The following is a 25761-nucleotide window of genomic DNA, read 5'->3' as shown; positions in this document are numbered from 1 at the left end:
ACGCCTGCCGACGCAAGACGTGAGTCAGGACAAGGACTTGGCGGCCATTTCGTCGGCGGCCTTGCCCCGTTGGATCGCCCGTCCGGCATTGATCGCCATGACCGCCGCCGGGATGGTCAGCAGCGCCCCGACCAGGAAGGGCCAGTCGTGCCCCAGGCCGGAAAACAGCGCGCCGGCGATCATCGGCCCGAAGATGCGCGCCACCGAGCTGGAGGCCATGTTCAGCCCCAGCATGGCGCCCTGCCGGTCGGGCGGCGAGGCGCGGCTGATCATGGCCGAGATATTGGGCATGGCCATCGACATGCCGCACGCGCCCAGCGCCATGACCATCGGAATGACCCAGCCCTGGACGATGGGAATGGACAGGGCGCCCAGCTCCAGCCGGGTCGCCGGGAACCAGGCGACGGGCGCCAGCACCTGCAGCACCAGCGAGCTTCCGAACAGCAGCATGCCGACCGCCAGCACCCGCGATTCGCCGAACCGCCGCGCCAGCTTTCCGGCGAAGAACCCCTGGTTCAGGGTCGAGACGATGCCCACGATCATGAAGCTGAGCCCCACCTCACGCGCGCCCCATTGATAGCGGCTCTCGGCCCACAGGCCGAACACGCTCTCCATCGCCGAAAACCCGGCCATATAGATCAGGGTCACGATCAGCACCCGCGACACCACATCGTTGTCGCGCGCATCCTTCAGCCCTGCCAGGAAGGCCGGGCGCGGTGCGGCCGGATCGGCCTTGGCCCGGCTCTCGCGCAGGAAGACGATCACCCCGACCGCCGCCACGGCCGCCAGGGCCGCCGCCAGGAAGATCGGCAGCTGGTATCCCAGACGGCCCAGCTGCGGCTGGGTCAGCAGGCCGCCCAGCCCCGGCCCGACGATGAAGCCCAGGCCGAAGGCGGCGCCGATCAGCCCCATCCGCCCCGCCCTCTGTTCCGGCGGCGTCACATCGGCGACATAGCCTTGCACCGTCGAGATGTTTCCCGCCCCCAGACCGGTGAACAGCCGCACCGCGATCGCCAGCCAGATGTTCGGCACGAAGGCCAGCATCAGATAACCCAGCGCATTGGCGAACAGGGTGATCAGCAGCACAGGCTTGCGCCCGATCCGATCCGACAGCCGCCCCCAGAACGGCTCGGCGAAGAACTGACCGAGCGAATAGGCCGAGAACATCAGCGTGATCTGCCACGCCTCGGCCTGCAGGCTCTGGGCGAAGAAGGGCAGCAGCGGCACCACCAGCCCGAACCCGACCAGATTGATGAAGACCGTGGCGAACAACACGGCCAGCGCCGGGGTCTTGAGCTTGGGCGGGGTCGTCGGTGTCGCGGTCATGAGCAAACGCTTAGCGTGCCGTGCTGCGCCTAGCGAGCGGTTGTTGAGCTCGCCCCCATCTCGGTTGGATCTGATCGATCCGACTTACCGCTTGCTTAAATCGAACACTGATATACCGCTACTTATGGTTGTATTTTGCAGCCAAGGAAAACGACAGATGGGTATTTTTGATTGGCTGAACGTAGGCGGCCAAGTGGTCGACCTGGCGTCAAATATCGCAGGGCTTCTGTCCGAGGATTCGGATGAGGCCAACGGCGCGAGCTACGATCTTGGGTCGGTCGTATTCGCCCTCGACCAAAACCAGCACACATGGGTCGGCAATCCGACGGGCAACGATATGCTTATGCTTCTGTCTCAGACGCAGTTGCAGCCTGCCAGCGCTCAACCTGGCACCTCGACTTTGCCGGTTCCGATCTCCGCCAACGGCGGCAACGACATCAGCCAGGCGATGCAGCTGTATCAAAGTGGCGGTACGTTCACGGTCTCGCCGATCAGCACCACCTCGGACACGCTTACCAATGCGATCAGCTTTGCGATTCGCTCGGTGGCGATCGCCTCGACTGTTTCGATCGTCAACGGCGTGACGGCCAATGGCGGCCGGCAAGCCGACGGCACCTGGGCATTCACGATCAAATCCACGGGCCCCACATTGACCGGTGGAACGATCACGGTGACCGACCAGAACAATGTCACCGCGTCGGCTCAAGTGACGTTCACCAACCCCGGCACGGCCCAGGATACCAGCGACGGCACAGCCATCCTGCCCGAAAGCCTGCTTCTTTCGCCGACCATAACGGCGCTGGAAATCGTGTTGGAGATGAGCAGCGCCGACGTTCGCGCCCTATCGAAAGCATCGGCCAGCAAGCCTTTGAAGGACATCCCCGTCTTCAAAAACCTGAAGCCGCGTTAGACCCTAACCGGCGTACAACGCTTCGGGATTTCTCGACGCTGCGGAGCCTTGCTCAAAAAGAAAGGACTGGACGCCTCGTGCGTCCAGTCCTCGTTCTTTTGAAGTCTCAGGGCCTTGATCGCCCCAGGCCGTGGATCGCGATCAGCGCGGGGCGAGGATCATGATCATCTGGCGGCCTTCCATCTTGGGCGAGAACTCGACCTTGGCGATTTCGTCGAAATCGGCCTGGACCTTGTTCAGCAGCTTCATGCCCAGTTCGGGGTGCGCCATCTCACGACCGCGGAAGCGAAGGGTCACCTTGACCTTGTCGCCCTCGTCGAAGAAGCGGTGCATGGCCTTGGTCTTCACCTCGTAGTCGTGGGTGTCGATATTGGGGCGCAGCTTGATTTCCTTCAGCTCGACGACCTTTTGGCGCTTGCGCTGCTCGGCCTTCTTCTTCTGCTCCTGGAAACGGTGCTTGCCGTAATCGAGGATCTTGACCACCGGCGGCTCGGAGGTGGAGACGATCTCGACCAGGTCCATCCCGGCTTCTTCGGCGGCTTCGAGCGCGGAAGAGGTGGGCATGACGCCCTGTTTCTCGCCGTTCTGGTCGATGAGCAGAACGCGGGGGGCGCGGATATCCTGGTTCATACGCGGCCCGTCTTTCACGGGTGGCGCTTGCATGGGACGGCGAATGGGCGTCGTTTCCTTATGTGATCAGAGAAGGCGTGTGTCTTGATAAGCGGAATGGCGCAGCGTGCGCCACGTTCCCCTTAAGGCCGCAATATGCGCCCGGAAGGCCGGTTTTTCAAGGCTTCACGGGCGGGGCGCCGATATAGGCGTCGTGCAGCGCCAGCACCGCCTCGAACACGTGATCCACGCTCAGATCCTCGATGGGCGCGAACTGGCCGCGTGTCTCGTTGGACGCCGCCGTGCGCGTCTTTGGACCCCACGGACCATACAGCCACCACTCGGTCGGACCGAACAGACCTAGCGTCGGCCGCCCAAGCGCCGCCGAGACGTGCATCAGGCCTGAGTCATTGCCGACGAACAGATCGGCCCGGTCGATGGCGGCGGCCGAAGCGAGGATGTCGCCCTTGCCGACGAAATCGATGCCGCGAGGCCCGGCGGCGTCCATAGCCGGCGTCGCCGGCGGCCGGTCGCCCGGCCCGCCCACGGGCATGAAGCGCCAGCCGTCGAAGCGCGGTTCGGCCTTCAGCTTCTCGACCAGGGCGCCCCAGCGGTCGGCGGGCCAGCTCTTGCCCGGCTGATGCGCGATGGGGGCGAGCGCAATGATCCGGCCGGGACCGGCGCCGCCCGCCAGCTGCGGATCGATGACGGGGGCGGCCTCGGCCCGCGCCTGATCGTCCAGGAAGATTTCGGGATCCAGCGGCGTCTGCGAGCCCATCAGGCGCGACACCATCTCGACCTTGCGCAGGCCGGTCTCCCACGAGCGGTTATAGACCACGCGCCGCTTGGCCGGGATCAGATAGCTGAGCGCCGAACCCCGGATGTCGATGACCAGGTCCCAGCGCGTGCCGACGACCTGTTTCCACAGGTCGAGCCAGTGGCCGGACATCTTCTTCTTGTCGAGCACGATGGTGCGCACCACGCCCGGCGCATTGCGGAAGAAGGGCGCCGGCGGCCGACCGCAGGCGACGGTGATCTGCGCCCCCGGAACCTGGCGCGCGATCTCGCGGATCACCCCCGACGAGATGACGCAGTCGCCGATGCGGTTGGAGGTGACGAACAGAACTTGGGGCGCGGACATGCGCCTGTAGTTCCGCCATCGCGCGTCGCGGTCAAGGGTGACGGCGGCGGAAAGTCCGGGCAAAACGCGCCCATGACCGACATCCGTCACCTGTCCCGCCCCGACGGCGAAACCCTGGCCTTCAAACGGATCGAAGGCGACGGCCCGACCGTGGTCTGGGTCGGCGGCTTCCGCTCGGACATGGAGGGGACCAAGGCCCTGGCGCTGGAGGCGTCCTCACGCGAACGCGGCTGGTCCTACGTCCGCTACGACCATTTCGCCCACGGCCAGTCGTCGGGCGACTGGCGCCAGGCGACCATCGGCCGCTGGCGCGAGGACGCCATCGCCCTGATCGACAGCCTGTCCGGCCCGGTCATCCCCGTCGGCTCGTCGATGGGCGGCTGGGTCTCGCTGCTGGCGAGCCTGGCCCGACCCGAACGGATCAAGGGGCTGATCCTGGTCAATCCGGCCCAGGACTTCACTGAACGGCTGATGTGGCCGGGCTTGGCCGACCACGAACGCCAGGCCATCCTGCGCGAGGGCGAGACCCTGATCGTCGAGCAGGGCCTTGGCGAATACGTCCTGACGCGGCGCATGTTCGAGGAAGCGCGGGACTGGCTGCTGCTGGACGGCATGATCGACATCGCCGCGCCGGTCCATGTGCTCCAGGGCCGCGCCGACGACGTCGTGCCCTGGCGGCATCAGGTCGAACTGGTAGAGCGCCTGACGGGCGGCGACGTGCGGCTCGACCTGATTGAGGGCGGAGACCACCGGCTTTCGACCGCGACCGACCTCGACCGGCTGGTCGCGGCGGTGGAGGCAATGCGGAGCTAGATCCTCCCCCGCTGACGCAGGGGAGGATTGGGTCAGCCCTTCCCCGTCAGCGCCCCATACAGATCCGTCCGCCGATCCCGAAAGAAGCCCCAGGCCGCGCGATACTTGTCCAGTTCGTCCAGGTCGAAGCGGTGCACCAGCACCCCCTCCTCCTCGGCGCCCAGGCTCTCGACCAGATCGCCGCGCTGATCGGCGATGAAGGAATGGCCGTAGAAGGTCTGGCCGACCTCGGTCACCGTCTCATGGCCGATCCGGTTGGCGCCGACGACCGGCACGGCGTTGGACACCGCATGACCCTGCATGGCGCGACGCCAGGGCTCGGCCGTGTGCAGGTCCGCGTCATGCGGCTCGGTGCCGATGGCGGTCGGATACATCAGCACGTCGGCGCCCATCAGCATCATCGCCCGCGCCGCCTCCGGGAACCACTGGTCCCAGCAGATGCCGACCCCGACCTTGCCGAACCGGGTGTTCCAGACCTTGAAGCCCGTGTCGCCCGGCCGGAAATAATACTTCTCCTGATAGCCGGGACCGTCGGGGATATGGCTCTTGCGATAGACGCCCAGCACCTCGCCGTCCGCGTCCAGCATGACCATCGAGTTGTAATACTGTGGCCCGTCCTTTTCGAAGATCGAGACCGGAATGGCCACGCCCAGCGCCTTGGCCACGGGCGCCATGGCCAAAACGCAGGGATGTTCGCGCCACTCATAGGCCTGGGTGAACCAGTGCTCTTCCTGCGAGACGCAGAAATACGGCCCCTGGAACAGTTCCGACGGCAGGATCACCTGCGCGCCCCTGGACGCTGCCTCGCGCACGAGGTCGACGGTCTTGGCGATGTTCGCCTGCATGTCCTCGCCATACGAGGTCTGGATGCCGGCGACGGTGATGTTGCGGGTCATGCGGGCTCCTGCTGGGAGATGCAGTGGAACGAGCCGCCGCCGGTCAGGATGGCCTTGGACGGCAGCGGGATGATCTCGCGATCTGGGAAGGCTTCCTTCAACGCCTGACAAGCCATGTCGGCCGCCCGGTCGTCGCCATAGGTCGGCACAACGATCGCGCCGTTGGCGATCAGGAAGTTCATGTGGCTGGCCGGGATCGGCCGTTCGTCCTCGTCCAGCACCAGGCCCGGCGACGGGATCCTCAGCACACGGATCGACCGCCCTTCGGCGTCGGTCATGGCCGACAGATCGCGCGCCGTGGCGTCATAGACCTCGGCGTTGGGGTCGTTGCGACCCCAGGCGACCGGGCAGGCCACGACGCCCCGCGCGACGAAGCGGGCCAGGTTGTCGACGTGGCCGTCGGTGTGGTCGTTCAGCAGGCCGTCGCCCAGCCACAGCACGGCCTTGGCCCCGATGGCCGTCTCCAGCGCGGCGGTCGCGACCGCCTCATCCTGGTTCCAGGCCGGGTTGCGGTTGGGGTTCAACAGGCACTGGCGCGTGGTCAGCACCGTCCCCTCCCCGTCGTGATCCAGCGACCCGCCCTCCATGACGAAGTCGTTCCAGGTCAGGGCCACGCCCGAATGCTCGCCGATCTGCCCGGCGACCAGATCGTCGCCCGGCATGTCGTATTTCCCGCCCCAGCCGTTGAACTTGAACGCCGCCGCTGTCTTCGATTCCGCACCGAAGATCGGCCCGGTGTCGCGCAGCCAGATGTCGCCGAACTCGCCGGCCACCACCTCTACATTCTCGACCCCGGCGAACCGCGCCTGAGCGTCCGCCAGAACCTCGGCCTTGCCCACCATCAGCTTGACCTGTTCACGCCCCGGCCCGGCCAGAGCCCGCACCAGGCCCTCGACCTCGTCCTGCGCCTGTTCCAGCGCCTCGAACCAGTATTCCGCATGGCTGGGCCAGCCCACCCACATGGCGCGGTGCGGAGCCCACTCTGCGGGGATGGCTGCAGGGATGGGAGCGGTCATCGGCGAACTGATCCTGTCTAGAGTTCCGGCGGGACGTCCGGGACGAAACGCGCGCCGCGCCATATGGCCCCTCCAGCACCCGACTTCAACGCCGGGCCTCTACGCCAAAGAAAAAGGGCGGCCCGCGAACGGACCGCCCCTCGTCGTTTCAGTCTGTTGTTCGCTTAGAACTTCAGGCCGACCGTCATTTGCACAGTGCGCGGCGAACCGAGCGAGTAGGTGCGGGCCAGTCCGCCACGCAGCGGGACGCGGGGATCGCTGCTGACGACAGCGGCGAGACCGTTGTTCCCTTGCGAGATGTTGCCCAGATAGTCTTCGTCGAACAGGTTGGTCACGTTCAACTGAACATAGGCGCCCTGGATGGAGATGTTCGGCAGGTCATAGCGAACGTCCAGATCGGCGACGACATAGGACGGCGCCACTTCATCGTTGACGTCGGTGGCGAAGCGATCGCCGACATATTTGGCTTGCAGGCCGACGTGGAAGTTCTCGGTCGGATCCCAATCGACGCGGGTCGACAAGGTCCAATCCGGCGTCTCCACGACCTTCTTGCCCTGGGTTTGCAGGAACTGCGGGATTTGCAGAGCCGCAGCCGGAGCCGTCGGGCAGGCCGGGGTGGAACCGGCGACCTGGTTGGCGCTGGTGCAGGCGAAGTTGCCGAGGAACAGGTTATCCTGCAGTTCGCTGTCGTTGTACGAAGCGGACGCGTTGATCGTCCATTGCTCGTTGAGGACATAGCCGATCTGGGCATCGACGCCCTTTTGCTTCACGGCGCCGACGTTGCGATCGACGCTGAAGCCGAAGGTCGGCGAGGTGATGTCGTTGTCCAGCGACGAGACGATGCGGTTTTCGAACTCGGTGTACCAGACGGCGACCGAACCGATGACCCGGTCCGAACGATAGCGGTAGCCGAGGTCGTAGGTCTTGGTCGTTTCCGGCTGAACGGCCGAGAAGTCGATGGCGTTGGTCGTCGGGTTACGAACGGGTTGATAAAGGTTGTCCGTGCGCGGAACCGAGATGCCTTCGGCGTAGCTGACGTAGACGCTGTTGCCGCCGCCGAAGCGGTAGACGGCGCCCAGGTTCGGCAGAACGTCGTCGAACTTAACCGTCGCCGCGTAAGGTGGGATATAGGGCGTGGTGCCGGTCGAGGCGAAGGTGACGTTGCCGTTCGCGAGCGTGCTCGCCACAGCTTCGGTCGTGCATCGCACGGTCGAGCTGCCGTTTTGCGAGTAGCAGTACTGGTTCAGCTCGCGTTCGAAGAAGGGCGCGCGGACACCAAGGTTGATCGTCAGGGCGCGGTCCAGGAACTCGCCGACATATTCAACAGCGACCTGGTTCAGCTGGGCGATCGAGAAACGATCACGGCTGCGCAGGATGGATCCGTCACGACCGACGATGCGCGCATCCTTGTCGCCCCAACGCTCCTGACCCGCGAACGGATTGCTCGGCTCGCTGTCGCGACCGAAACGGATCGCTTCGCCGGTCTGGCGGTGACGTCCGTAATCCAGGGTGTAGGCGGCGCGCAGACGCTGGGTGTCGGTGATGTTCCAGATCAGCGAGCTGGTCAGGCCATAACGGTGGGTGTTCGTGTTGCTCGGCGTATACAGGCCCACGTTGTCGCAGCTGTCGCCGTCGCCGTTCAGGTCAACGCCCGTCGCGTTGAAGGCGGCGGTGGCGCACTGGGCGTTGGTGATGGCCGACAGGCCGGTCGCGCTGTTGTTGTTGGTGCGGTTCTGGTCGAGGCGGTCGTCACGCTCTTGGAAAAGCGTGTAGCCGCCGCCGTTGGCGATCGTGTATTGGAACGAAGGGTCGATCGTCAGGCGGATTTTGTCCGTCAGGCCGTAGCTGAACTGACCGCGGATGTTGCCCGTGTTGGACGGGTTGATGCGCAGGCCGTGGTAGTTGGTGCAGCTTCCCAGCGCCGTGGATCCGTCGCTCAGAACACGCTGGCTCTGGGTGTTTTCATCCTGAACCGTTCCGCCGACGCCGAGCGGAGTGACGCAGGCGATGTCGTTCTCAAGGAACGAGTTGTTCTCGAACTGCGCCTTGGTGATCAGGTTGTTGTACTGGTTGTTGCGGTTGATGTTCCAGTGCGCGGCGATGCTGGCGAAGTTGCCTTCGCCCAGATCCTGGTACAGCTTTCCGTTGAACTGGGTCTTCTCCAGTTCGCCCGAACCCTTGAACTTGTCGTAGTTCGTATAGGAAGCCGTGAGGTAGGCCGTCGTGCCCCAGGGACCGAACTCACCGGAATCAACCCGTGCGAACATGCGCTTGTAGTTGAACGAGCCGATCGCCGTATTGATCTGCAGGCCCCGGACATCCAGCGGCGTGGAAGACCGATAGGCGATGGTGCCGCCCGTGGCCGAAGCCGTCGGGCTGTCGACGTCGGCAGTGCCCTGGTTGACCGTCGCGCGCTCGATCAGTTCTGAATCAAGCAGCTGGTTCGTATAGGCGGCGTAGTTGCCGGTATCGTTCAGCGGCATGCCGTCGAAGGTGATGGACACGCGGTTGCCGTCGAAACCACGCAGACGAATGTTGCCGCCCGAGTTGCCGTACGGGTCGGAGTTCACGAAGTTCAGGCCGGGAACCAGGTTCAGGCTTTGCAGGATGGTCTGACCCGACGCCTGCGTCGAGATGAACTCTTGGTTGATGCTGGAGCGGGTTTTCGGAGCCGTCTCAGCGGTCACGCCTGCGATGGCGCGAGGCGCGCGAGTGCCGGTGACGACGACTTCCTGGACTTCGGTGGCTTCCGTGCCGGTCGATTGGGCGGAGGCGCCGCCTGCGAAGGCGAGCGAGCCGACGAGGGCGGTGGTCGCCCAGATCAGGCTTTTGCGAGTTATCATTACATCTATCCCCAGATGGACGGCGCGAATGGCCTGGGCGGCAAGCGGCCATCGCCTGTCGCAATCCAGCCCCCTCTAGGACTCATGTTGAACCTTGGGACGACAGTTATGTAACAGCAATATGACAGCGCCCTGGGAGTGGTCTTGGCGCCACACCTTTGGTGCCGGCGTCGGGCGCTCAGTCCGAGATGCGTTCGAAGACGTCCACGATGCCGCGCGCTGTAGGAAGGATCGCATGAGGCTCGTGGAAGTTGCCGTTAACCTGGCTTTGCGCGATCACATGGGCGCGGAAACGGGTGAACAGGGCGGTGTCGGGCGCTTTGGGCGCGGACCAGAAGGCGTCGATCGGCTGCTGGTCGGTCAGCCCCTCGAAGTCGAAGAAGGCGTCGCCCATCACCTTGACCGGCGTGTGGAAGCCTAGAGCCGACAGGGCGGCGCTGGAGTTGTTGACTACCATACCCTGCGACGCGCGGCACAGGGCGGCCAGGTTGCCGCCGTCGATGAAATCGACGCGACCGGCCAAGCCGTGCTCTTGCGCCAGTCGCATCGTCACGACGCGCAGATTCACAAGACCCGGATCCAGCGGGTGATTCTTGACGACAAGTCGTGTGCCAGCGGGAGCGTTTGCGGCGAAACTCGCGATAACAGCCTTCAGAAAAGCCTGGTTATCGACGTATTGCGAATATCGCAGCAGCTGGGCGTCACCCTCGCGCTGCAGGCAGGCGATGAAGAAGTCCCCGCGCGCCTTTATGACATCGGCGTCGTAATTCTCGACCCTGCGGAACGCCAGGCCGACATAGCGACGGATATGGCCGAGGCACTGTTTCAGCGGCGAAAAGACATAGGGTGCAGCGTAACGGGGGAACAGCGCACCGCCGATGATCTGGGCAGCGTGATAGGCGCTGATATTGGCCACATGGTGCGGCAATATCTTGCCGATGGCGATCGGTTCAGGAACTGGCGGCGCGGGCTCGGGATAACCATCGCGGAAGCGCGGCAGGGCGCTGGAGCCGTTGACGCCATTCCGCTCGACGGTCACCCAATCGGGGCGGAAATAACCGTTCTCCAGCACCCAAACCCTGCAGCCCAAGTCATCGCAGGCCGACAGGATGGCGCGATTGTAGGGACCTGCCTCACCGAACAGGACGAGGTCGGTGAACTCCGGCGCGAGGGTTTCGAGACGATCAACCCACTGTTCGGGCGCATCCTTGAAGGCGACCCCGCCCTGACGCCGCCAGTTGAGCGCGTCGCCGGCGTTGAAAATCATGCGCCTGACGCTGGCCCCGCGCTCTTCGAGTACAGCGGCCAAGGCCATGCCGAACGAACCGAACGGAGCCGATACGATAAGAAAACGGCGGCCGGCCAGCGGCTTGGTGCGATCCAGGTTCGGGAAGGCGGAGACGACCGCCGAGGGCGAGATCTGCGACGGACGCGACCGGTGCAGCGCATCGGGCCGCGCGGTCTCGGCCCTGAGCCGGTAACGCCGACGCCGGCGCGCGGAAAGAAGCCTGGAAGGCGAGCGCAGATCGGCCATTAAGCCAGACCATGCTCTGAAAACGCGCGACCGTCGAGAAGCCGCGTCGCGGCCCCTTCACAATCATGACGTTTGCGGACGGAGATCATCTCCGCCCTTTTGTCGCGGCGAGCCGATGGGATCAATCGAAATCGGCGCCACCCACGACGTTGATCCAAGCGGGGCTTTTGGCTTGGCTTTTCAGCATCAAAGCCGCCGCCACCCAGAGGATGACGACGGCTCGATGTCTTCTGATCGACAACTTTCATCGTTCTTCGGTCGCCGGCCCGGCATGCCAGGCCGGCTTCCTGAAGAGACTTAGAAGTTGATGTCGATGGTCGCGCGGCGGTTGAGCGGTTCACGCACACCGTCGGCGGTCGGCTTGGCCAGGTTGGTTTCGCCCTTGCCGTCGAGGGCGATGACGCCGCCGTTGACGCCTGCAGCAACCAGCGAGTCCGCGACGGTGCGCGAACGGCGGTTGGACAGACCCAGGTTATAGGCGGCCGAACCCGAGGTGTCGGTGTAGCCGACGATCACGACGCGCGTCGGACGACCCGACTTGGCGTAGTTGGCGGCTTGCGTCACGACCGAGCGGGCTTCCGCGGTCAGGTCCGAGCGATCCCAGTCGAAGTAGACGACGAACTGGCGAGCGACCGGGGTCTGAGCGACCGGCGGCGGGGGCGGCGGGGGCGGAGGAGGCGGCGGGGGCGGAGGCGGCGGGGGCGGGGGCGGGGGAGCCATTTCTTCCGCACCGAAGCTGTAGCGCAGACCCAGGGTCACGGTGTGCGACTGATCGTAGTCGCCGTCCCATTCGCCGAACTGCGTGGCGCCGGCGCCCGTGCCGACCGTCGTCGAGGCGAAGCCAGCATCGCCCGTCAGGTAGCGGTAGGTCAGGTCGATGTTGGTGCGGTCGCCCACAGCCCAAGCCAGACCGGCGATCGCCTGAGCGGCGAACTTGGTCGAGTCGTCATCGGCCGTGAAGGTCGCGCCGCGGTTGGCGCGCAGGTTGCCCGTCAGGTCAGTCTTGACGCGGTTCACACCGGCGCCCAGACCGACGAAGGGACGGATGCCCCAGGCTTCGTAGCCGAAGTCATAGATGACGTTCGCCATCAGGGTCATCGATTCGATGTCGCCTTCAGGAGAGAAGCAACCGCCCGTGGCCGGGGTGAAGTTGCAGAGGCCCTGCGTGCCCGAAACGGCGCGAACCGTGCCGACGTCGCCCGAGCGGTAGCCGCCTTCGAGTTCCGCACGCCAGTTGGGGTTGAAGCGATAGCCGAGACGGGCGAACGCCGCCCAGCCGTCGTTCACTTCATAGTTCCACGACGCGCCGGTCGTGGACGACTCGGCGTTGATGTCGTCGATCATGTGGTAACCGGCGTCGATGGCGCCGTACCAGCCATTGGGTTCTGCCGATGCGGCTCCGGCTGCGAACAGCCCGGCTGCGGCGACAGAGGCGAGAAGTTTAAGCTTCATAGCTTCCTCACTGTGTGAATTGCGCGAAGCTGCGCATTAGCACAGCGTTCCCGAGCCGAACGGCATGGCTGGCGTCCGGTTCCGCTCTAGGATTAGGATTGTGACGACTGTGGCGCCGTTTCAACACATTGGGCGCCCGCGAAAGGGAACAGATTATGGCGATGCGGTTCGACGGACAGGTGGCGATCGTGACGGGCGCGGGGGGCGGCCTGGGGCGCGAACACGCCTTGGCGCTGGCGGAGCGCGGGGCCAAGGTGGTGGTCAACGACCTAGGCGGGGCCCGCGACGGCTCGGGCGGATCCGCCAGCGCCGCCGAGGCCGTGGTCGCCGAAATCGAGGCGGCCGGCGGCGAGGCCATCGCCAACGCCGCCTCCGTCACGGACTATGCGGCGGTTCAGGCCATGGTTGATCAGGCGATGGCGAAATGGGGCCGGATCGACATCCTGGTGAACAACGCCGGCGTCCTGCGCGACAAGAGCTTCGCCAAAATGGAGATCGAGGATTTCCGCTTCGTCGTCGATGTGCACCTGATGGGGGCGGTCAACTGCACCAAGGCGGTGTGGGAGATCATGCGGGGGCAGAACTACGGCCGGATCGTGATGACCACCTCGTCGTCCGGCCTGTACGGCAACTTCGGCCAGGCCAACTATGGCGCAGCCAAGATGGCCCTGGTCGGCCTGATGCAGACCCTGTCGATCGAGGGGGCCAAGAACGACATCCGCGTCAACTGCCTGGCGCCCACCGCCCACACCCGCATGACCGAGGATCTGGGCGCCGCCCTGCCGCTGGAAGCCCTCTCCCCTGCCCTCGTCACGCCGGGTCTTCTATACTTGGTCAGCCGCGACGCCCCCAGCCGCGCCATCCTGGCCGCCGGGGCCGGCGGGTTCGAACGCGCCTATGTCACCCTGACCCAAGGCGACTTCATCACGGGCGAGGATGCGCCCGAACAGGTCGCCGCCCGCTTCGACGCCATCTCGGACCGCACCGGCGAGATCATCCCGGAAATGGGGGCTGCCCAGGGCGTGATCGAACTGACCAAGGCCCAGAAGGCGCACTCTTCCTAGAGGGCCTATCGCGCTGCGCGCTACTTGAGGCCAGTTGTCGATACGACGCTTGCGTTGACGTGGCGGCAGGCGCCTAACTTCCTTCCAGAGGAAACCGGCCTCAAGCAGCGCGAATGCGCGATAGGCCAAACAAAAATGGGCTCAAGTAGCCCGAAGGGCGATAGCCCCAGGAGGAAAGCTCATGCGCGAAGCCGTCATCGTCTCCACCGCCCGCACCCCAATCGGCCGGGCCTATCGCGGGGCCTTCAACGACACCCAGGCCCAGCAACTCGGCGCCCATGCAGTCAAGCACGCGGTCCAGCGCGCCGGCGTCGATCCGGCCGAGATCGAGGACGTGATCATGGGCGCGGCCCTGCAGCAGGGCTCGACCGGAACCAATGTGGCGCGCCAGATCGCCCTGGCCGCCGGCCTGCCCTCGACCGTTCCCGGCATGAGCCTGGATCGCCAGTGCGCCTCGGGCCTGATGGGCATCGCCACGGCGGCGAAACAGGTCGTTTTCGATCAGCAGAAGATGGCGGTCGGCGGCGGTCTGGAAAGCATCTCCCTGGTCCAGAACCAGCACATGAACCTGTACCGCGGCAAGGACGAGGCCCTGCTGAAGCTGGCGCCGCACATGTATATGTCGATGCTTGAGACGGCCGAGGTCGTGGCCCGGCGCTATGGCATCGACCGCGACCGCCAGGACGAATATGCGCTCCAGTCCCAGCAGCGCACGGCGGCGGCGCAGGCGGCGGGCCGTTTCGACGCCGAGATCGTGCCGATGACCAACTCCATGCTGGTCACGGACAAGGCGACCGGCGAGACCTCATCCAAAGAGGTGACCCTGTCGAAGGATGAAGGCAACCGGCCTGAAACCACCCTGGAAGGCCTGAAGTCGCTGAAGCCCGTGTTCGGCGCCGGCGAGGAAATCCAGCAGGGCGAGTTCATCACCGCCGGCAACGCCTCGCAACTGTCGGACGGCGCATCGGCCTGCGTGATCATGGAGGCCGGCGAGGCGGTGAAGCGCAACCTTCAGCCGCTGGGCGTCTATCGCGGCATGGCCGTGGCGGGCTGCGAGCCGGACGAAATGGGTATCGGCCCGGTCTATGCGGTGCCCAAACTGCTGAAGCGCCACGGCCTGACGGTGGACGACATCGGCATCTGGGAGCTGAACGAGGCCTTCGCCGTCCAGGTCCTCTATTGCGCTGAAACCCTCGGCATTCCGATGGACCGACTGAACGTCTCGGGCGGCGCCATCTCCATCGGCCACCCCTACGGCATGTCCGGCGCCCGCATGACCGGCCATGTCCTGATCGAAGGCAAGCGTCGCGGCGCCAAATACGGCGTCGTCACCATGTGCATCGGCGGCGGCATGGGCGCGGCCGGCCTGTTCGAGATTTACTGATTTCGTCTTTCGTCATCCTCCGGCAAGCCGCTTGCGGCGCCGACCGGGGGACCCAGCGGCGCGCGAGAGCGCGAACCTGTTGCGGACTTTGCGTCTAGGATAGTGCGGCGCACGAATCGCCTACGGCGCCGCTGGGTCCCCCGGCCTCGCTACGCTCGCCGGGGGATGACGAAAGAATAGACCACCAGGTCAAGGCAGAGGGTTACGACGGCCTTAAACCCGTTCGCTGATCTTGATCGCCGCCTTGCACCCGACCTTGATCACCCCGCTCAGCAACCGATAGGCCGGCGCCTCGCGGCTGCCGTGTTCGATGGCGTGGTCGTGATGGGCCAGCTCCTCGTCGCGGAACTGTTTCAGCTCGGCCGCCAGGGCCGGATCGCGCTCGCCGATCTCGGCGATCTGGTCGGCATAGTGTTTCTCGATGACGCTCTCGACCGCCTCGGTGCAGGCGTGCGCCGCCTTCTCGCCCATCAGGGCCGTGCCGGCGCCCAGGGCCGAGGCCGCGATCCGCCACAGGGGCGTCATCACTGTGGGCCGCACCTGCCGCTCGTTCAGCAGCCGGTCGAAGCGCGCCAGATGCACCGCCTCCTGGTCCTGCATCTCGCCCAGGTCGCGGGCGATCTCGCCCCTGCCCTTGCGCCCTTCGAACACCGCCTTCTGCGCGCGATAGATCAGGACGGCGGCATACTCCCCGGCATGATCGACCCGCAGGATCTCGTCCATCCGCGCCTTGTCGGCGCCACGTCCAGGTCTGGGCAGGGGAATGGAGCCGCTCATCAGATCAGGCCTTCTCGATACGGGGGGCGCGGGCGTCTTTGGGGCGTTTGGCGGCCAGCAGGCTGAACACCGCAAGCGCCGAGGCGGCGATGGCGTTCCATCCGGCCATCGACAGACCCAGCCAGCTCCAGGCCACGTCGCCGCAACCGATCACCTTGACCACCGGCCCCGTGCCCATGGCCAGGGCCGTCAGACTGTCAATATCGACCGACCCGCCGACCGACGAACAGGTCGCGGGCAAGGCCCACCAGCCATATTCACCGCCCATGTGGAAGATGGCCGTCACGGCCCCGGTGGCGAAGACGGCGGCCAGCAGGAAGGCGGCGATGCGAGGGGTTCCCCGCCGGCTGCCGCTGATCAGGGTCCAGGCCGTGGCGACCGCCGCGACCGCGACCGCGCCCCAATAGGCCTCGCGCTGCTTGAGGCACAGGTTGCAGGGCTCCAGCCCCCCGAACCGCTCGAAAGCATGGGCCGCGCCCAGCATGGCCAGCGACGCGGCCAAGGCGAAGGCGGTCCACCAACGGGTCAGAAGGCGATAGGCGTCGATCATTGCGAAAAGTCTTACCCCTCCCCAGGCCTTACGTCGACTTACAGAAGCTTCACGGCGACGATCAGTCCGACCAGAGCCACGAGGCCGATCACGCTCCACAGCGCCAGCCGCTTTTCCACCTGCGCCAGCATGGCCGGACCCCAGCGTTTCAGGATCCACGCCTCCAGGAAGAACCGCCCGCCGCGCGTCACCACCGACGCCCCCGCGCCAGATCCAAGACGCGGTCGTAAAGCTGGCGAAGCATGAAAATCCCTGAGGCGACGTCGTCCCCTAGCAACGCCGGCTTCAACCCCCTAATCGGATCGCATGACGCCCACACCCTCCCCCGGAAAACAGGACGACGTCAGCCACAACGTCACCCGCCTCTTGCGACGGCTGGCGGACGACGGCGGCGACGCAGGCCTGACCCTGCACGAGATTCGCGACCGGCTGGACGAGCGCGCCTATGGGCTGCTGATCCTGCTGCTCTCCATCCCCTGCCTGGTGCCCGGCCTTTACGGGGTGCCGCAGATCGTCGGCCTGATCGTCATCCTGCTGGCCGGTCAGATGCTGGTCGGGCGCGAGGAGCCGTGGCTGCCGCGCTGGTTCCTGAACCTGCGATGCAAGGGCGCCTGGCTGAAGGCCATGGCCGATTTCGCCGAGTCGAAACTGGGCTGGATCGACCGACTGTCGCGCCCCCGCCTGCGCCGCTTCGCCGACGGGCCGGGCGAGAAGCTGGCGGCCGTCTTCATGATCCTGGCGACCCTGACCATCGTCATGCCCCTGACCAACACCATCCCCTCGGTCGCCCTGGCCCTGCTGTCGGTCGGCCTGATCCAGCGCGACGGCCTGTTCGTCCTCGCCGGCGCCGCCGTCACCACCGTCTGGCTGACGATCCTGGGCGCCTTGGGAACCGGCCTGCTGATGGGCGCCGAATGGGCGACACGCTGGCTGCCGGGCTGAATCGGTACAGAAAGTGGAGTCTCGCGCACGTCGTCGTTGAATCGCTTCGTCTCATCGCGCCATATTCGCGCGCCTAGTCGCGGAGCACTGATTCCATGAAATCGAACCTGATCGGCACCTTGGCCGCCTTGAGCGTCGCCGTCGGGTGGACCGCGCCGAGCCAGGCCCAGCAGGCGGCTGCGATCGAGGCGCGCACGGCGCCAGAAGGCGTCGCCGTCACCTGGCGCCTTGCCCAGCCGACCGATCAGGTCGCCTACCTGGATCCAAACATCATCCGCACGCGATGGACCGTCACGACGCCCGGCGTGACCCTGGCGGACGGCGTGGTGAAGTCAGACCAGCCCTTCGACACATTCGAAATCCTGATCGCGCCCGACGCCGCCGAGGTCGACAGGGTCTATATGGGTCTGACCCGCGTCGGCGCGGGCCATGTGCTCTATGGTCCCGCCCTGACGCTGAAGGGTATGGACGCCCAACTGACCGCGAGGCGTGTCGAAGGCGAGACGACCTTGCCCGAGGCGCAGGCGATCAAGGGCTACGCCTATATCGGCCCGGAGGCGGCCGTGACGCGCAAGAATGGCGGGGCGGTCGTGACTGGCGCTTCGGTTCCCGCATCGCTTTCGACGCTGATGGGCGACGGCTTCCTGGCGGCCCAGAACTTCTACGGCGCCAGACTGGGCCGCGACCTGCCCTACCAGCCGGTCCTGGTCGTCACGACCGACAGCCCCGGCCCGACGACGTTCCGGGGGGATGTGACAGACACCGGCGTCATCGCCTTGCGCTTCTACGGCACGTCCTGGGACAGCCCGCCCGAGGAGGTCCGCGGGCCGCTTTCCACCTTCGTCTGGCATGAGACCTTCCACCTCTGGAACGGTCATGGTGTCATCACCAAGGACGGCGACGCCGCGCCTTGGCTGCATGAGGGCGGCGCCGAATACGGCGCCCTGGTCGCCGCCGTCTCGTCCGGCGTCATCGACGACGCCCAGGTGAAGTCCTCCCTGGCCCAAAGCCTGAACGGTTGCCGATCCGCTTTGGAGGATCGCGACTACGATCCCCGGCGTCTGCGATCCGGCTCGGCGGTCTACGACTGCGGCGTCGTGATCCAGTGGATCGCCGATCTGGAAACGCGCCAAGCTTCCGAAGGGCGGCGCGACATCTTCGATGTATGGAAGACAATGCTGGACGCCGGCCGCGCAGGCGACGGCTATGGGGTGGCGGATTTCCGCGCCCTTCTCCGCAGCGACAGCGGCGTGAGCGTCCTGCTGGACGGACCGGGCATGGACCGTTGGCCGGGCATTGAAGCGCGGCTGGCGTCGCTGGGCGTTGTCCTGAAAGATCAGCCCGGCCAGGACGACTATCGCCAGGCCGCCCTGTTTCATCTGAACGACCAGAACTGCACCGGCGGCGGCACAGGTTTTTACCGGAACCCCGAGGGCATCAGGCTGGACACCGGCGACCGGTGCGGCGTGCTGTCGGGCGACCCCCTCCTGGCCGGCATCGAGGATCATGACCCTTACGCCGACGCCGAAGCCATGTTCTTAGCGGTTCAGGCCCGCTGCGCCCAAAGCCAGCCAGTCCGTTACCGGTTCGAGGACGGCCGGACGGTCGAGGCCGTCTGCAAGGCCCCGCTCGTCGCGCCCAAGGCATGGGTTGTAACCGCGGCCCCGGCGCTGACGACGCGATCGAGCTGAAACGGTCGGCCGCTCTCGCCTCCGTCATCACGACCCCGTGGCTTCGGCTTGGCTCCGTCGTCTTCTGTGACTAGGTTCCGCGCCAATCGGCGGCCCCTTTCGGTTAAGCCCGCCTCGAAAATCTGTGCGGGAGACACGCCATGAACGACATGACCCAGTCCACGGTCGAACAGATCGACCAGGAAAACCCCCTCGGCGTCGACGGTTTCGAATTCGTCGAATTCACCGGCCCCGAGCCGAGGGCGATGATCTCGCGCCTGGAGTTGATGGGCTTCACCCAGACGCACGTGAACCCCCGGACCGACGTGGTCCGCCTGAAGCAGGGCGACATAAGCTTCCTGGTTCACCGCAAGACCCAGGATCGTCCGGACAGCCAGGCCGCGACCTTCGCCAAGGATCATGGCCCGTCCGCCAACGGCATGGCCTTCCGCACCACCAACGCCAAGGCCGCCTATGAGGGCGCGGTGGAGCGCGGCGCCAAGCCGGCGCAAGGCGTCTCGGGCGGCGCCCTGGGCGGCGACTATCCCTACATCCTCGAAGGCATCGGCGGTTCGCTGCTCTACGTCATCGACCAGTATGGCGACGCCGGCTCCCTGTACGACACCTGGGACGAGATCGAGGGCTGGGAGGAATCCGAGCGCAAGAATTCGATGGGCCTGGAGATCCTGGATCACCTGACCCACAACGTGCGCCGCGGCGAGATGCGCACCTGGTCCGGCTTCTACGGCTCGGTCTTCAACTTCGAAGAGCAGAAGTATTTCGACATCAAGGGCAAGGCGACCGGCCTGTTCTCGCAAGCCATGATCGCGCCCGATCGCGCCATCCGCATCCCCCTGAACGAAAGCCAGGACGACAACTCCCAGATCGAGGAGTTCCTGCGTCGCTACAACGGCGAGGGCATCCAGCACATCGCCCTGACCACCGAGAACATCTTCGAGACGGTCGAGGCCATGCGCGAACGCGGCGTCGAGTTCCAGGACACCATCGAGACCTATTTCGAACTGATCGACAAACGCCTGCCCAACCACGGGCACGACGTGGCGCGGATGCGCAAGAACCGCATCCTGATCGACGGCTCGGACGAGGACGGCCTGCTGCTGCAGATCTTCACCCAGGACACCTTCGGCCCGATCTTCTTCGAGATCATCCAGCGCAAGGGCAACGAGGGCTTCGGCAACGGCAACTTCCAGGCCCTGTTCGACTCCATCGAGCTGGACCAGATCCGTCGCGGCGTCATCAAGGTCGACGCCTGAATGCAGATGCGGCCGCCCACGTGGCTGCCTTGGCTCGGCCCGGTCCTCGCGGCCGGCGCCGGGGCCCTGGCTGGCGAATACTGGCTGGGCGGCGGCTTCTGGATGGTCCTGATCGCCGCCCTCCTCTGCGGCTTCGCCCCCATCGTCGGCTATCAGGTGTGGAAGCGGCTGCACCACCGGGGGTGAGTTCCGGACGGGGCCGGAACCTGTCTCGTCTATCTCAGCGGCGTCTCCGCGACGACTGCGGCGAGATCCTCGTCGATGAACGGCGCCAGAAACGTCCTGACGGGCTGCTGGAAGCAGGCATCCCAGGGTTGGGTCTTGAAAAAATAGTTCCAGACATTCGCCCCGCCGGGACTTGAGGCGAATGTCTTGAACGCCACCAGGTCTGGAACGAACAGGCTTTGTGCGATCGGCTCTGACACGCACCGGATGGCCTCTTCGATGACGGGATCAGGCGCGGCCTTGACGCGTGCGATCAATCGGTCCGAAAGCCGGGCATCTCGATCGTATAGATTCAGATTGCGTTCGGTCAGAACGTCGACGGCCAGCCGGCTGGCGGCGATGTTGATGCTCCAGCTGTACTCCGAAACATACGCCTCCCGAGGGAACAGGGCCGCCGCCGCCGCATGCCGCTCCGGCCCCGGATCCTGCGGCAAGGCCGGCGGGATCGAAGCCGCCTGAAGGCTCAGGACGGAGACAAGCGCTGTGATCATGATCCATGAGTATCGGCCGTCGAGACTGTCATCAATGGGTCGATTTCGGTCTTGGATTTCGGCAGACGCAGACGTGTGCGGATAGGCCAGAAAGAAGACATCGCAAACGTCAACTTAGGGTAGTTAGCGGACCTACCCATTAGTCTGTTCGGATGAACGGCCTCGCACGACACGTGTAACGCCCCTCCGCAATCTGGATGTCCGCTCCAAGACGAGCAGGGATCGCAAAGTAGGTGTTCCTGCCTTTCGATTTCACGAGAATTTTCGCAGGCCCATAAACAAAGCATTCTCCAACGCCCATCTCGGTGAAACGACAGTCAGTAGTGCCTTCAAGGGTCTGCAGCGTGAAATCCCCGGACGTGATGTTATTCCGGATCGAGCCCCAGTATTCATTCGGGAAGCCACCTACCTCAGCGCAAGGCGTGCCCGGGTTGGTTTGTCCTGAAAACGCCAGTAGGGCTAATCCAAGGATGATCATGCTTGTTCCTCACTTCGACAGGAGGGTACGCGGTTGCTGAAGGCCCGCAAGGTGTCGATTTGCGACGCAAACCGTCAGCATGGAAGCGGACCTTCGGTTCGTCACGCCCTCTCCTATGCTGGAGGCAGCAAAGCTGACAGTACTCCTGAATGGGATCAGCCTCTGCATCAGGCCGACATGTTCGGACCACGGGCCTCTTTCGCGCGGACGAAGCGTCATATCGCTAAGCGCCAACGCTCTGATTTTACGACACTTCCGATTTTCTTCGACCAATCGACCTGACAGGGCCCCGCGCTGCGTTAGACTGCCGCCGACCGGCGCCTCGGAGGGAAAGTGCACAGATTGCACCCTGTTTTTCGGCGCCCGGAGGGGTTTCACGATGCGCGCCGCATATTTCGGACTGATTGCACTCTTTGCACTGTGTTTTTCCTCGGCCCACGCCCAGGACGCCGCCCCCCGCTGGTCGCTCGCCATCCACGGCGGCGCCGGCGTCATCGAGCGCTCCAGCCTGACGCCGGAGCAGGACGCCGCCTATCGCGCCTCGCTGCAACGCGCGCTGGACGCCGGTTCGGCCGTCCTGACGCAGGGCGGCTCGGCGCTGGACGCGGTTCAGGCCGCGGTTGAGGTCATGGAGGACGACCCCCTGTTCAACGCCGGGCGCGGCGCGGTCTTCACGGCGGCGGGCCGGAACGAACTGGACGCCGCCGTCATGAGCGGTTCGGACCTGACCGCCGGGTCCGTCGCCGGCCTGACTGCGACCCGCCACCCCATCGCCGCCGCCCGCGCGGTGATGGAACGCTCGCCCCACGTCATGCTGATCGGCCCCGGCGCCGACGCCTTCGCCGCCTCCGTCGGGCTGGAACAGGTCGATCCGTCCTGGTTCTTCACCGAGCGGCGCTGGCAGGGTCTGACCAAGGCCCTGACCGAGGCCGGCCAGCCCATCCCGGACCGCCCCGCCGGCGCGCCCGCGTCCCCAACGGCCTCGGGCGACGAGGGCGCCGAGATCGCCCCGCCCCTGAACGAGAAGAAGTTCGGCACGGTCGGGGCCGTGGCCCTCGACGCTCAGGGCCGCCTCGCCGCCGCCACCTCCACCGGCGGCATGACCGCCAAACGCTGGGGCCGGGTCGGCGACGTTCCCGTCATCGGCGCCGGCACCTACGCCTCCAACGCCGACGGCTGCGCCGTGTCGGCGACCGGCGACGGCGAATATTTCATCCGCGCCACCGTGGCGCGCGACATCTGCGCCCGGATCGGTGCCACAACGGCGGCCGACACGGCGGCCCAGGCCGAGATCGACGAGGCCAAGACCCTGGGCGGCCTGGGCGGCGTCATCGTCATGACCACGGGCGGCGCCCCCGCCTTCGCCATGTCCACCTCGGGCATGTATCGCGGCGCCGTCTCCTCGACCGCCCCGGCCCGCGTCGCCATCTACGCCGATGAAAACTGATTCCCACGCCCCTTTCGTCATCCTCCGGGCCGCGCAGCGGAACCGGGGGACCCAGCGGCGCGCGAGAGCGCGAAGCTGTCACAGACGAGGTTTTTCCATTCGTGCCGCGGACGCATCGCCTTCGGCGCCGCTGGGTCCCCCGATCTGCGCCGCTGTCGCGGCTTGTCGGAGGATGACGAAAGTGCATTTCAGACTATTCAGACGTTTCAGACTCTCTTTTTCCAGACCGAGCCCATGCCTGCATCCGACGATGAACTGACCCTGATGGCCCAGGAGGAGCTGGACGCCGCCTGCGCCATGCCCTTCGTCGAGCTGAAGAAGATCACCCCCTGGGGCGACAGCTACGAAGGCTTCGCCCCGTCCGGCCGCACGGTCGAGGTCGAGCGCCGCTACCTCTGGGCCGTCGATCCCAAGGGCGGCGTCATCGTCGAGGTCGAGGTCCGCGACGCGGCCGCCCGTACCGGCGCCGAGGCTCGCGCCCTGTTGACGCCAAACGCGTGATCGCTCGGTTTCCAACCCCGTGAATTCGGTTTAGGCCTTTGTCCATGAAACTCGCCTCGCTCAAGCACGGCCGCGATGGCCGCCTCGTCGTCGTCTCCCAGGACCTGAACTGGTTCACGGACGCCTTCCTGATCGCCCCCACCCTGCAGGCCGCCTTGGACGACTGGGAGCGTTGCGGTCCCCGCCTGCTAGCCCTGGCCGAAAGCCTGGAGCACGAGGCCGTGCCGCGCGGCCGCTTCCACGAGCGGGACGCCGCATCCCCCCTGCCCCGCGCCTATCAGTGGGTCGACGGCTCAGCCTATGTGAACCACGTCGAGCTTGTGCGCCGCGCGCGCGGGGCCGAAATGCCCGCCACCTTCTGGACCGATCCGCTGATGTACCAGGGCGGTTCCGACAGCTTCCTCAGCCCCCGCGACGCCATCCCCCTGGCCGACGAAGCCTGGGGCTGCGACCTGGAGGCCGAGGTGGTCGTGGTCGTCGGCGACGTGCCCCAGGGCGCGACGCAGGAACAGGCGCTGGAGGCCATTCGCCTAGTCGGCCTGGTCAACGACGTATCCTTGCGCAACCTGATCCCGGCGGAACTGGCCAAGGGTTTCGGCTTCGTCCAGTCCAAGCCCGCCAGCGCCCTGTCGCCCGTCCTGGTCACACCCGAGGCCTTGGGCGACCGCTGGCAGGACGGCAAGCTGCACGGCGCCCTGAACGTCCAGTTGAACGGCCAGGACTTCGGCAAGGCCGACGCCGGCGTGGACATGACCTTCGACTTCGGGACCCTGATCGCCCACCTGGCCAAGACCCGCTCGCTGGGCGCCGGGACCATCATCGGTTCGGGCACCGTGTCCAACAAGGACGCCGACGGCGGCCCCGGCAAGCCCGTGTCGGAAGGTGGTCTGGGCTACAGCTGCATCGCCGAGGTCCGCACGGTCGAAACGATTCTGCGCGGCGCCGCCGAGACCCCCTTCCTCAAGCACGGCGACACGGTGCGGATCGAGATGCTGGACGACCGTCACCACTCCATCTTCGGCGCCATCGAACAGACCGTCGCCCCGCTTTCCAGCGACGTGTGACAGGATTAGGCTGACCGCATCGGCCTCGGGGGAGGCCGTATCCGGTCTTTGGGGAGAGACGACGTGCCGCCTGAAAAACTGATCCCGCTGCTCATGATCCCGATCATGCTGGTGGTCGTGCTGCTGAAGAACCGCAGGAAGCGGGTGCTGAAGCCGCATCTGCTGTGGATCATGCCGGCCATCGTCCTGCCGCTGATCAGCCTGGGCCTGTGGGGCACGGCGCAGAACCCCCACATGGCCCACGCCCCGTTCGGCCCCGCCGCCTGGGCGGTGCTGGCCATCGGCGCAGTGCTGGGCGGTGTCGCCGGCTGGTATCGCGGCAAGACCGTCACCATCGAAAGGGAGCCGGACGGCGCCCTGATGGCCCAGGCCTCTCCCCTGGGCCTGATCCTGCTGGTCGTGCTGTTCGCCGGCCGGTCGCTGCTGCGCGACCTGATCGAGAGCCACGCCGCCGAATGGCATCTGAACGCCATGGCCGTGACCGACGCCTTCCTGGTCTTCGCCATGGGCCTGATCGTCATGCAGCGCGTCGAAATGTACATCCGCGCCCGTCGCATCCAGGCGGGGGGAACGGACAGCCATGTGGAGGTCGCGGCGTGATTGCAGGCCTGTTGCTGGCGCTCGCACAAGAAGCCGCCGTGTCGGATCTGGCGTGGACGGCCACGAAAAAGGACGGCTTGGAAGCTGCGTCTATTGAATACGATGTCGGGGTGACTCTCTCGGCGGCTTGCCGAAATGGGCGGTTCGTATTTGCGTTGGGAGGACTGCCGACGACGGGCACCGTCGAAGCAACCCGGAAACTCGATGTCAGCCTTCGCGACCAGACGCTGGTATCGTCGACTTGGTCAGTCGCGCCAAACAGCAACGGCTCGGTCGTTCTGGCGGCGGCCCCCTCGATCTACGCGCGCCACCTTCGCTCGTCGGAGAGCTTCACCGTGCGCATTCCTGCAGAAGGTGACATCCGAGCCCAACGCTACCAACTCGCCATCCCGCGAGATCATTCGCCGCTCGACGCGGTAATGAGGGCCTGCGACGTCGCCTTGGAGAACGCTGCCGACGCAATCTATGATCCCCGCCCCTTGAATGTCGTCTGGGCCGTCCCCCCAAGAATCACTCCGCCGCCGACCTTGCCATCGGCCAGCTATGCGGAAGCGTTAATTCAGTGTTCCGTTGATGAACGCGGCAAACCCGAAGATTGCGCCCTTCTGGACGAAAACCCCGCACGCTCAGGCTTCGACCGTCATGCCTTAGGGATGATAACAAGCGGGCGGGTGGAACGTATCGACGGAGCGCCTATCCAGGCGGGCGGCGTCTTCACGACAAGAATGACCTTCAGCATGACTAACCACTGAAG

Annotated in this window: 26 protein-coding genes; 13 read left to right on the top strand and 13 right to left on the bottom strand. The window is 65.7% G+C overall.

What is annotated here, in order from left to right; all coding sequences use genetic code 11:
• Positions 1-24: 24 nt before the first annotated feature.
• The gene (locus tag ACP693_RS04695) at positions 25-1326 is read right to left on the bottom strand and encodes an MFS transporter (protein WP_426018572.1); all 1302 of its coding nucleotides are present in this window, start codon (positions 1324-1326) and stop codon (positions 25-27) included.
• 157 nt (positions 1327-1483) lie between these two features.
• Here ACP693_RS04695 and ACP693_RS04690 point away from each other — a divergent pair, with 157 nt between their 5' ends.
• The gene (locus ACP693_RS04690; RefSeq protein WP_426018574.1) at positions 1484-2236 is read left to right on the top strand and encodes a hypothetical protein; all 753 of its coding nucleotides are present in this window, start codon (positions 1484-1486) and stop codon (positions 2234-2236) included.
• A gap of 141 nt (positions 2237-2377) precedes the next feature.
• Here ACP693_RS04690 and infC read toward each other — a convergent pair whose 3' ends face one another.
• Complete coding sequence (gene infC / locus ACP693_RS04685) at positions 2378-2899, bottom strand: translation initiation factor IF-3 (RefSeq protein ID WP_135193774.1); 522 nt, start codon at positions 2897-2899, stop codon at positions 2378-2380.
• Between the two features lie 124 nt (positions 2900-3023).
• Positions 3024-3986 carry a glycosyltransferase family 9 protein gene (locus tag ACP693_RS04680; protein WP_426018576.1) on the bottom strand — a complete coding sequence of 321 codons (963 nt, stop codon included), beginning with the start codon at positions 3984-3986 and terminating at the stop codon, positions 3024-3026.
• Between the two features lie 72 nt (positions 3987-4058).
• Between ACP693_RS04680 and ACP693_RS04675 the strand changes: the two genes are divergently transcribed.
• On the top strand, positions 4059-4799 hold the full coding sequence (locus ACP693_RS04675) for an alpha/beta fold hydrolase (RefSeq protein WP_426018578.1): 741 nt from the start codon (positions 4059-4061) through the stop codon (positions 4797-4799).
• Positions 4800-4831: 32 nt separating this feature from the next.
• Here the strand turns inward: ACP693_RS04675 and aguB are convergent, their stop codons facing one another.
• The 5 genes from aguB to ACP693_RS04650 all read right to left on the bottom strand — a co-directional run bounded on the left by aguB (position 4832) and on the right by ACP693_RS04650 (position 12540).
• Positions 4832-5695 (bottom strand): N-carbamoylputrescine amidase, encoded by an 864-nt coding sequence (gene aguB, locus ACP693_RS04670; protein WP_426018580.1) that lies wholly within the window; start codon positions 5693-5695, stop codon positions 4832-4834.
• Positions 5692-6711 carry an agmatine deiminase family protein gene (locus ACP693_RS04665; protein ID WP_426018582.1) on the bottom strand — a complete coding sequence of 340 codons (1020 nt, stop codon included), beginning with the start codon at positions 6709-6711 and terminating at the stop codon, positions 5692-5694. The genes aguB and ACP693_RS04665 overlap by 4 nt, the downstream gene beginning before the upstream one ends.
• A 164-nt stretch (positions 6712-6875) precedes the next feature.
• The gene (locus ACP693_RS04660; protein ID WP_426018584.1) at positions 6876-9554 is read right to left on the bottom strand and encodes a TonB-dependent receptor; all 2679 of its coding nucleotides are present in this window, start codon (positions 9552-9554) and stop codon (positions 6876-6878) included.
• 178 nt (positions 9555-9732) lie between these two features.
• Entirely contained in the window at positions 9733-11088 is a 1356-nt protein-coding gene (locus tag ACP693_RS04655) for a capsular biosynthesis protein (RefSeq protein WP_426018586.1), read from the bottom strand.
• A 297-nt stretch (positions 11089-11385) separates the two neighbouring features.
• Positions 11386-12540, bottom strand: a complete 1155-nt coding sequence (locus tag ACP693_RS04650; RefSeq protein ID WP_426018588.1) for an OmpA family protein — start codon at positions 12538-12540, stop codon at positions 11386-11388.
• A 155-nt stretch (positions 12541-12695) separates the two neighbouring features.
• Between ACP693_RS04650 and ACP693_RS04645 the strand changes: the two genes are divergently transcribed.
• Both ACP693_RS04645 and ACP693_RS04640 read left to right on the top strand, forming a co-directional pair.
• A complete protein-coding gene (locus ACP693_RS04645; protein WP_426018590.1) occupies positions 12696-13604 on the top strand; it encodes an SDR family NAD(P)-dependent oxidoreductase in 909 nt (302 codons plus the stop codon).
• 181 nt (positions 13605-13785) lie between these two features.
• Positions 13786-14988, top strand: coding sequence for an acetyl-CoA C-acyltransferase (locus ACP693_RS04640; RefSeq protein WP_426018592.1), 1203 nt, complete (start codon positions 13786-13788; stop codon positions 14986-14988).
• Positions 14989-15201: 213 nt separating this feature from the next.
• Here the strand turns inward: ACP693_RS04640 and ACP693_RS04635 are convergent, their stop codons facing one another.
• Genes ACP693_RS04635 through ACP693_RS04625 form a run of 3 tightly spaced genes read right to left on the bottom strand, consistent with a single transcriptional unit; the run spans position 15202 to position 16509 of the window.
• Positions 15202-15765, bottom strand: coding sequence for a demethoxyubiquinone hydroxylase family protein (locus ACP693_RS04635; RefSeq protein ID WP_426018594.1), 564 nt, complete (start codon positions 15763-15765; stop codon positions 15202-15204).
• A gap of 4 nt (positions 15766-15769) precedes the next feature.
• The gene (locus tag ACP693_RS04630; RefSeq protein WP_426018595.1) at positions 15770-16315 is read right to left on the bottom strand and encodes a disulfide bond formation protein B; all 546 of its coding nucleotides are present in this window, start codon (positions 16313-16315) and stop codon (positions 15770-15772) included.
• A 38-nt stretch (positions 16316-16353) separates the two neighbouring features.
• Positions 16354-16509, bottom strand: coding sequence for a hypothetical protein (locus ACP693_RS04625; RefSeq protein WP_426018596.1), 156 nt, complete (start codon positions 16507-16509; stop codon positions 16354-16356).
• Between the two features lie 112 nt (positions 16510-16621).
• Between ACP693_RS04625 and ACP693_RS04620 the strand changes: the two genes are divergently transcribed.
• From ACP693_RS04620 to ACP693_RS04605, 4 genes are all read left to right on the top strand, one after another.
• Complete coding sequence (locus ACP693_RS04620) at positions 16622-17257, top strand: exopolysaccharide biosynthesis protein (protein WP_426018597.1); 636 nt, start codon at positions 16622-16624, stop codon at positions 17255-17257.
• Between the two features lie 95 nt (positions 17258-17352).
• Complete coding sequence (locus ACP693_RS04615) at positions 17353-18948, top strand: hypothetical protein (protein ID WP_426018599.1); 1596 nt, start codon at positions 17353-17355, stop codon at positions 18946-18948.
• Positions 18949-19088: 140 nt separating this feature from the next.
• Positions 19089-20201 (top strand): 4-hydroxyphenylpyruvate dioxygenase, encoded by a 1113-nt coding sequence (gene hppD / locus ACP693_RS04610; protein ID WP_426018601.1) that lies wholly within the window; start codon positions 19089-19091, stop codon positions 20199-20201.
• A 6-nt stretch (positions 20202-20207) separates the two neighbouring features.
• Positions 20208-20387: a hypothetical protein gene (locus ACP693_RS04605; protein WP_426018603.1), complete on the top strand. Its 180-nt coding sequence runs from the start codon at positions 20208-20210 to the stop codon at positions 20385-20387.
• A gap of 29 nt (positions 20388-20416) precedes the next feature.
• Here ACP693_RS04605 and ACP693_RS04600 read toward each other — a convergent pair whose 3' ends face one another.
• Positions 20417-20860, bottom strand: a complete 444-nt coding sequence (locus tag ACP693_RS04600; protein ID WP_426018605.1) for a hypothetical protein — start codon at positions 20858-20860, stop codon at positions 20417-20419.
• Between the two features lie 196 nt (positions 20861-21056).
• On the bottom strand, positions 21057-21395 hold the full coding sequence (locus tag ACP693_RS04595; RefSeq protein ID WP_426018607.1) for a hypothetical protein: 339 nt from the start codon (positions 21393-21395) through the stop codon (positions 21057-21059).
• Positions 21396-21774: 379 nt separating this feature from the next.
• On the opposite strand from ACP693_RS04595, the gene ACP693_RS04590 reads away from it, so the two are divergent.
• The 5 genes from ACP693_RS04590 to ACP693_RS04570 all read left to right on the top strand — a co-directional run bounded on the left by ACP693_RS04590 (position 21775) and on the right by ACP693_RS04570 (position 25759).
• Positions 21775-22842, top strand: a complete 1068-nt coding sequence (locus ACP693_RS04590) for an isoaspartyl peptidase/L-asparaginase family protein (RefSeq protein WP_426018609.1) — start codon at positions 21775-21777, stop codon at positions 22840-22842.
• A 234-nt stretch (positions 22843-23076) separates the two neighbouring features.
• Positions 23077-23343 carry a hypothetical protein gene (locus ACP693_RS04585; protein ID WP_426018611.1) on the top strand — a complete coding sequence of 89 codons (267 nt, stop codon included), beginning with the start codon at positions 23077-23079 and terminating at the stop codon, positions 23341-23343.
• 44 nt (positions 23344-23387) lie between these two features.
• Entirely contained in the window at positions 23388-24407 is a 1020-nt protein-coding gene (locus ACP693_RS04580) for a fumarylacetoacetate hydrolase family protein (RefSeq protein ID WP_426018613.1), read from the top strand.
• Positions 24408-24470: 63 nt separating this feature from the next.
• On the top strand, positions 24471-25007 hold the full coding sequence (locus ACP693_RS04575; protein WP_426018615.1) for a CcdC protein domain-containing protein: 537 nt from the start codon (positions 24471-24473) through the stop codon (positions 25005-25007).
• Positions 25004-25759 (top strand): hypothetical protein, encoded by a 756-nt coding sequence (locus tag ACP693_RS04570; protein ID WP_426018617.1) that lies wholly within the window; start codon positions 25004-25006, stop codon positions 25757-25759. The genes ACP693_RS04575 and ACP693_RS04570 overlap by 4 nt, the downstream gene beginning before the upstream one ends.
• The last annotated feature ends 2 nt before the right edge of the window (positions 25760-25761 follow it).

Origin of the sequence: Brevundimonas sp. TWP1-3 (assembly GCF_049896085.1) — a bacterium.
Lineage (GTDB): Bacteria > Pseudomonadota > Alphaproteobacteria > Caulobacterales > Caulobacteraceae > Brevundimonas.
This window is presented reverse-complemented; position numbering and strand designations above follow the sequence as displayed.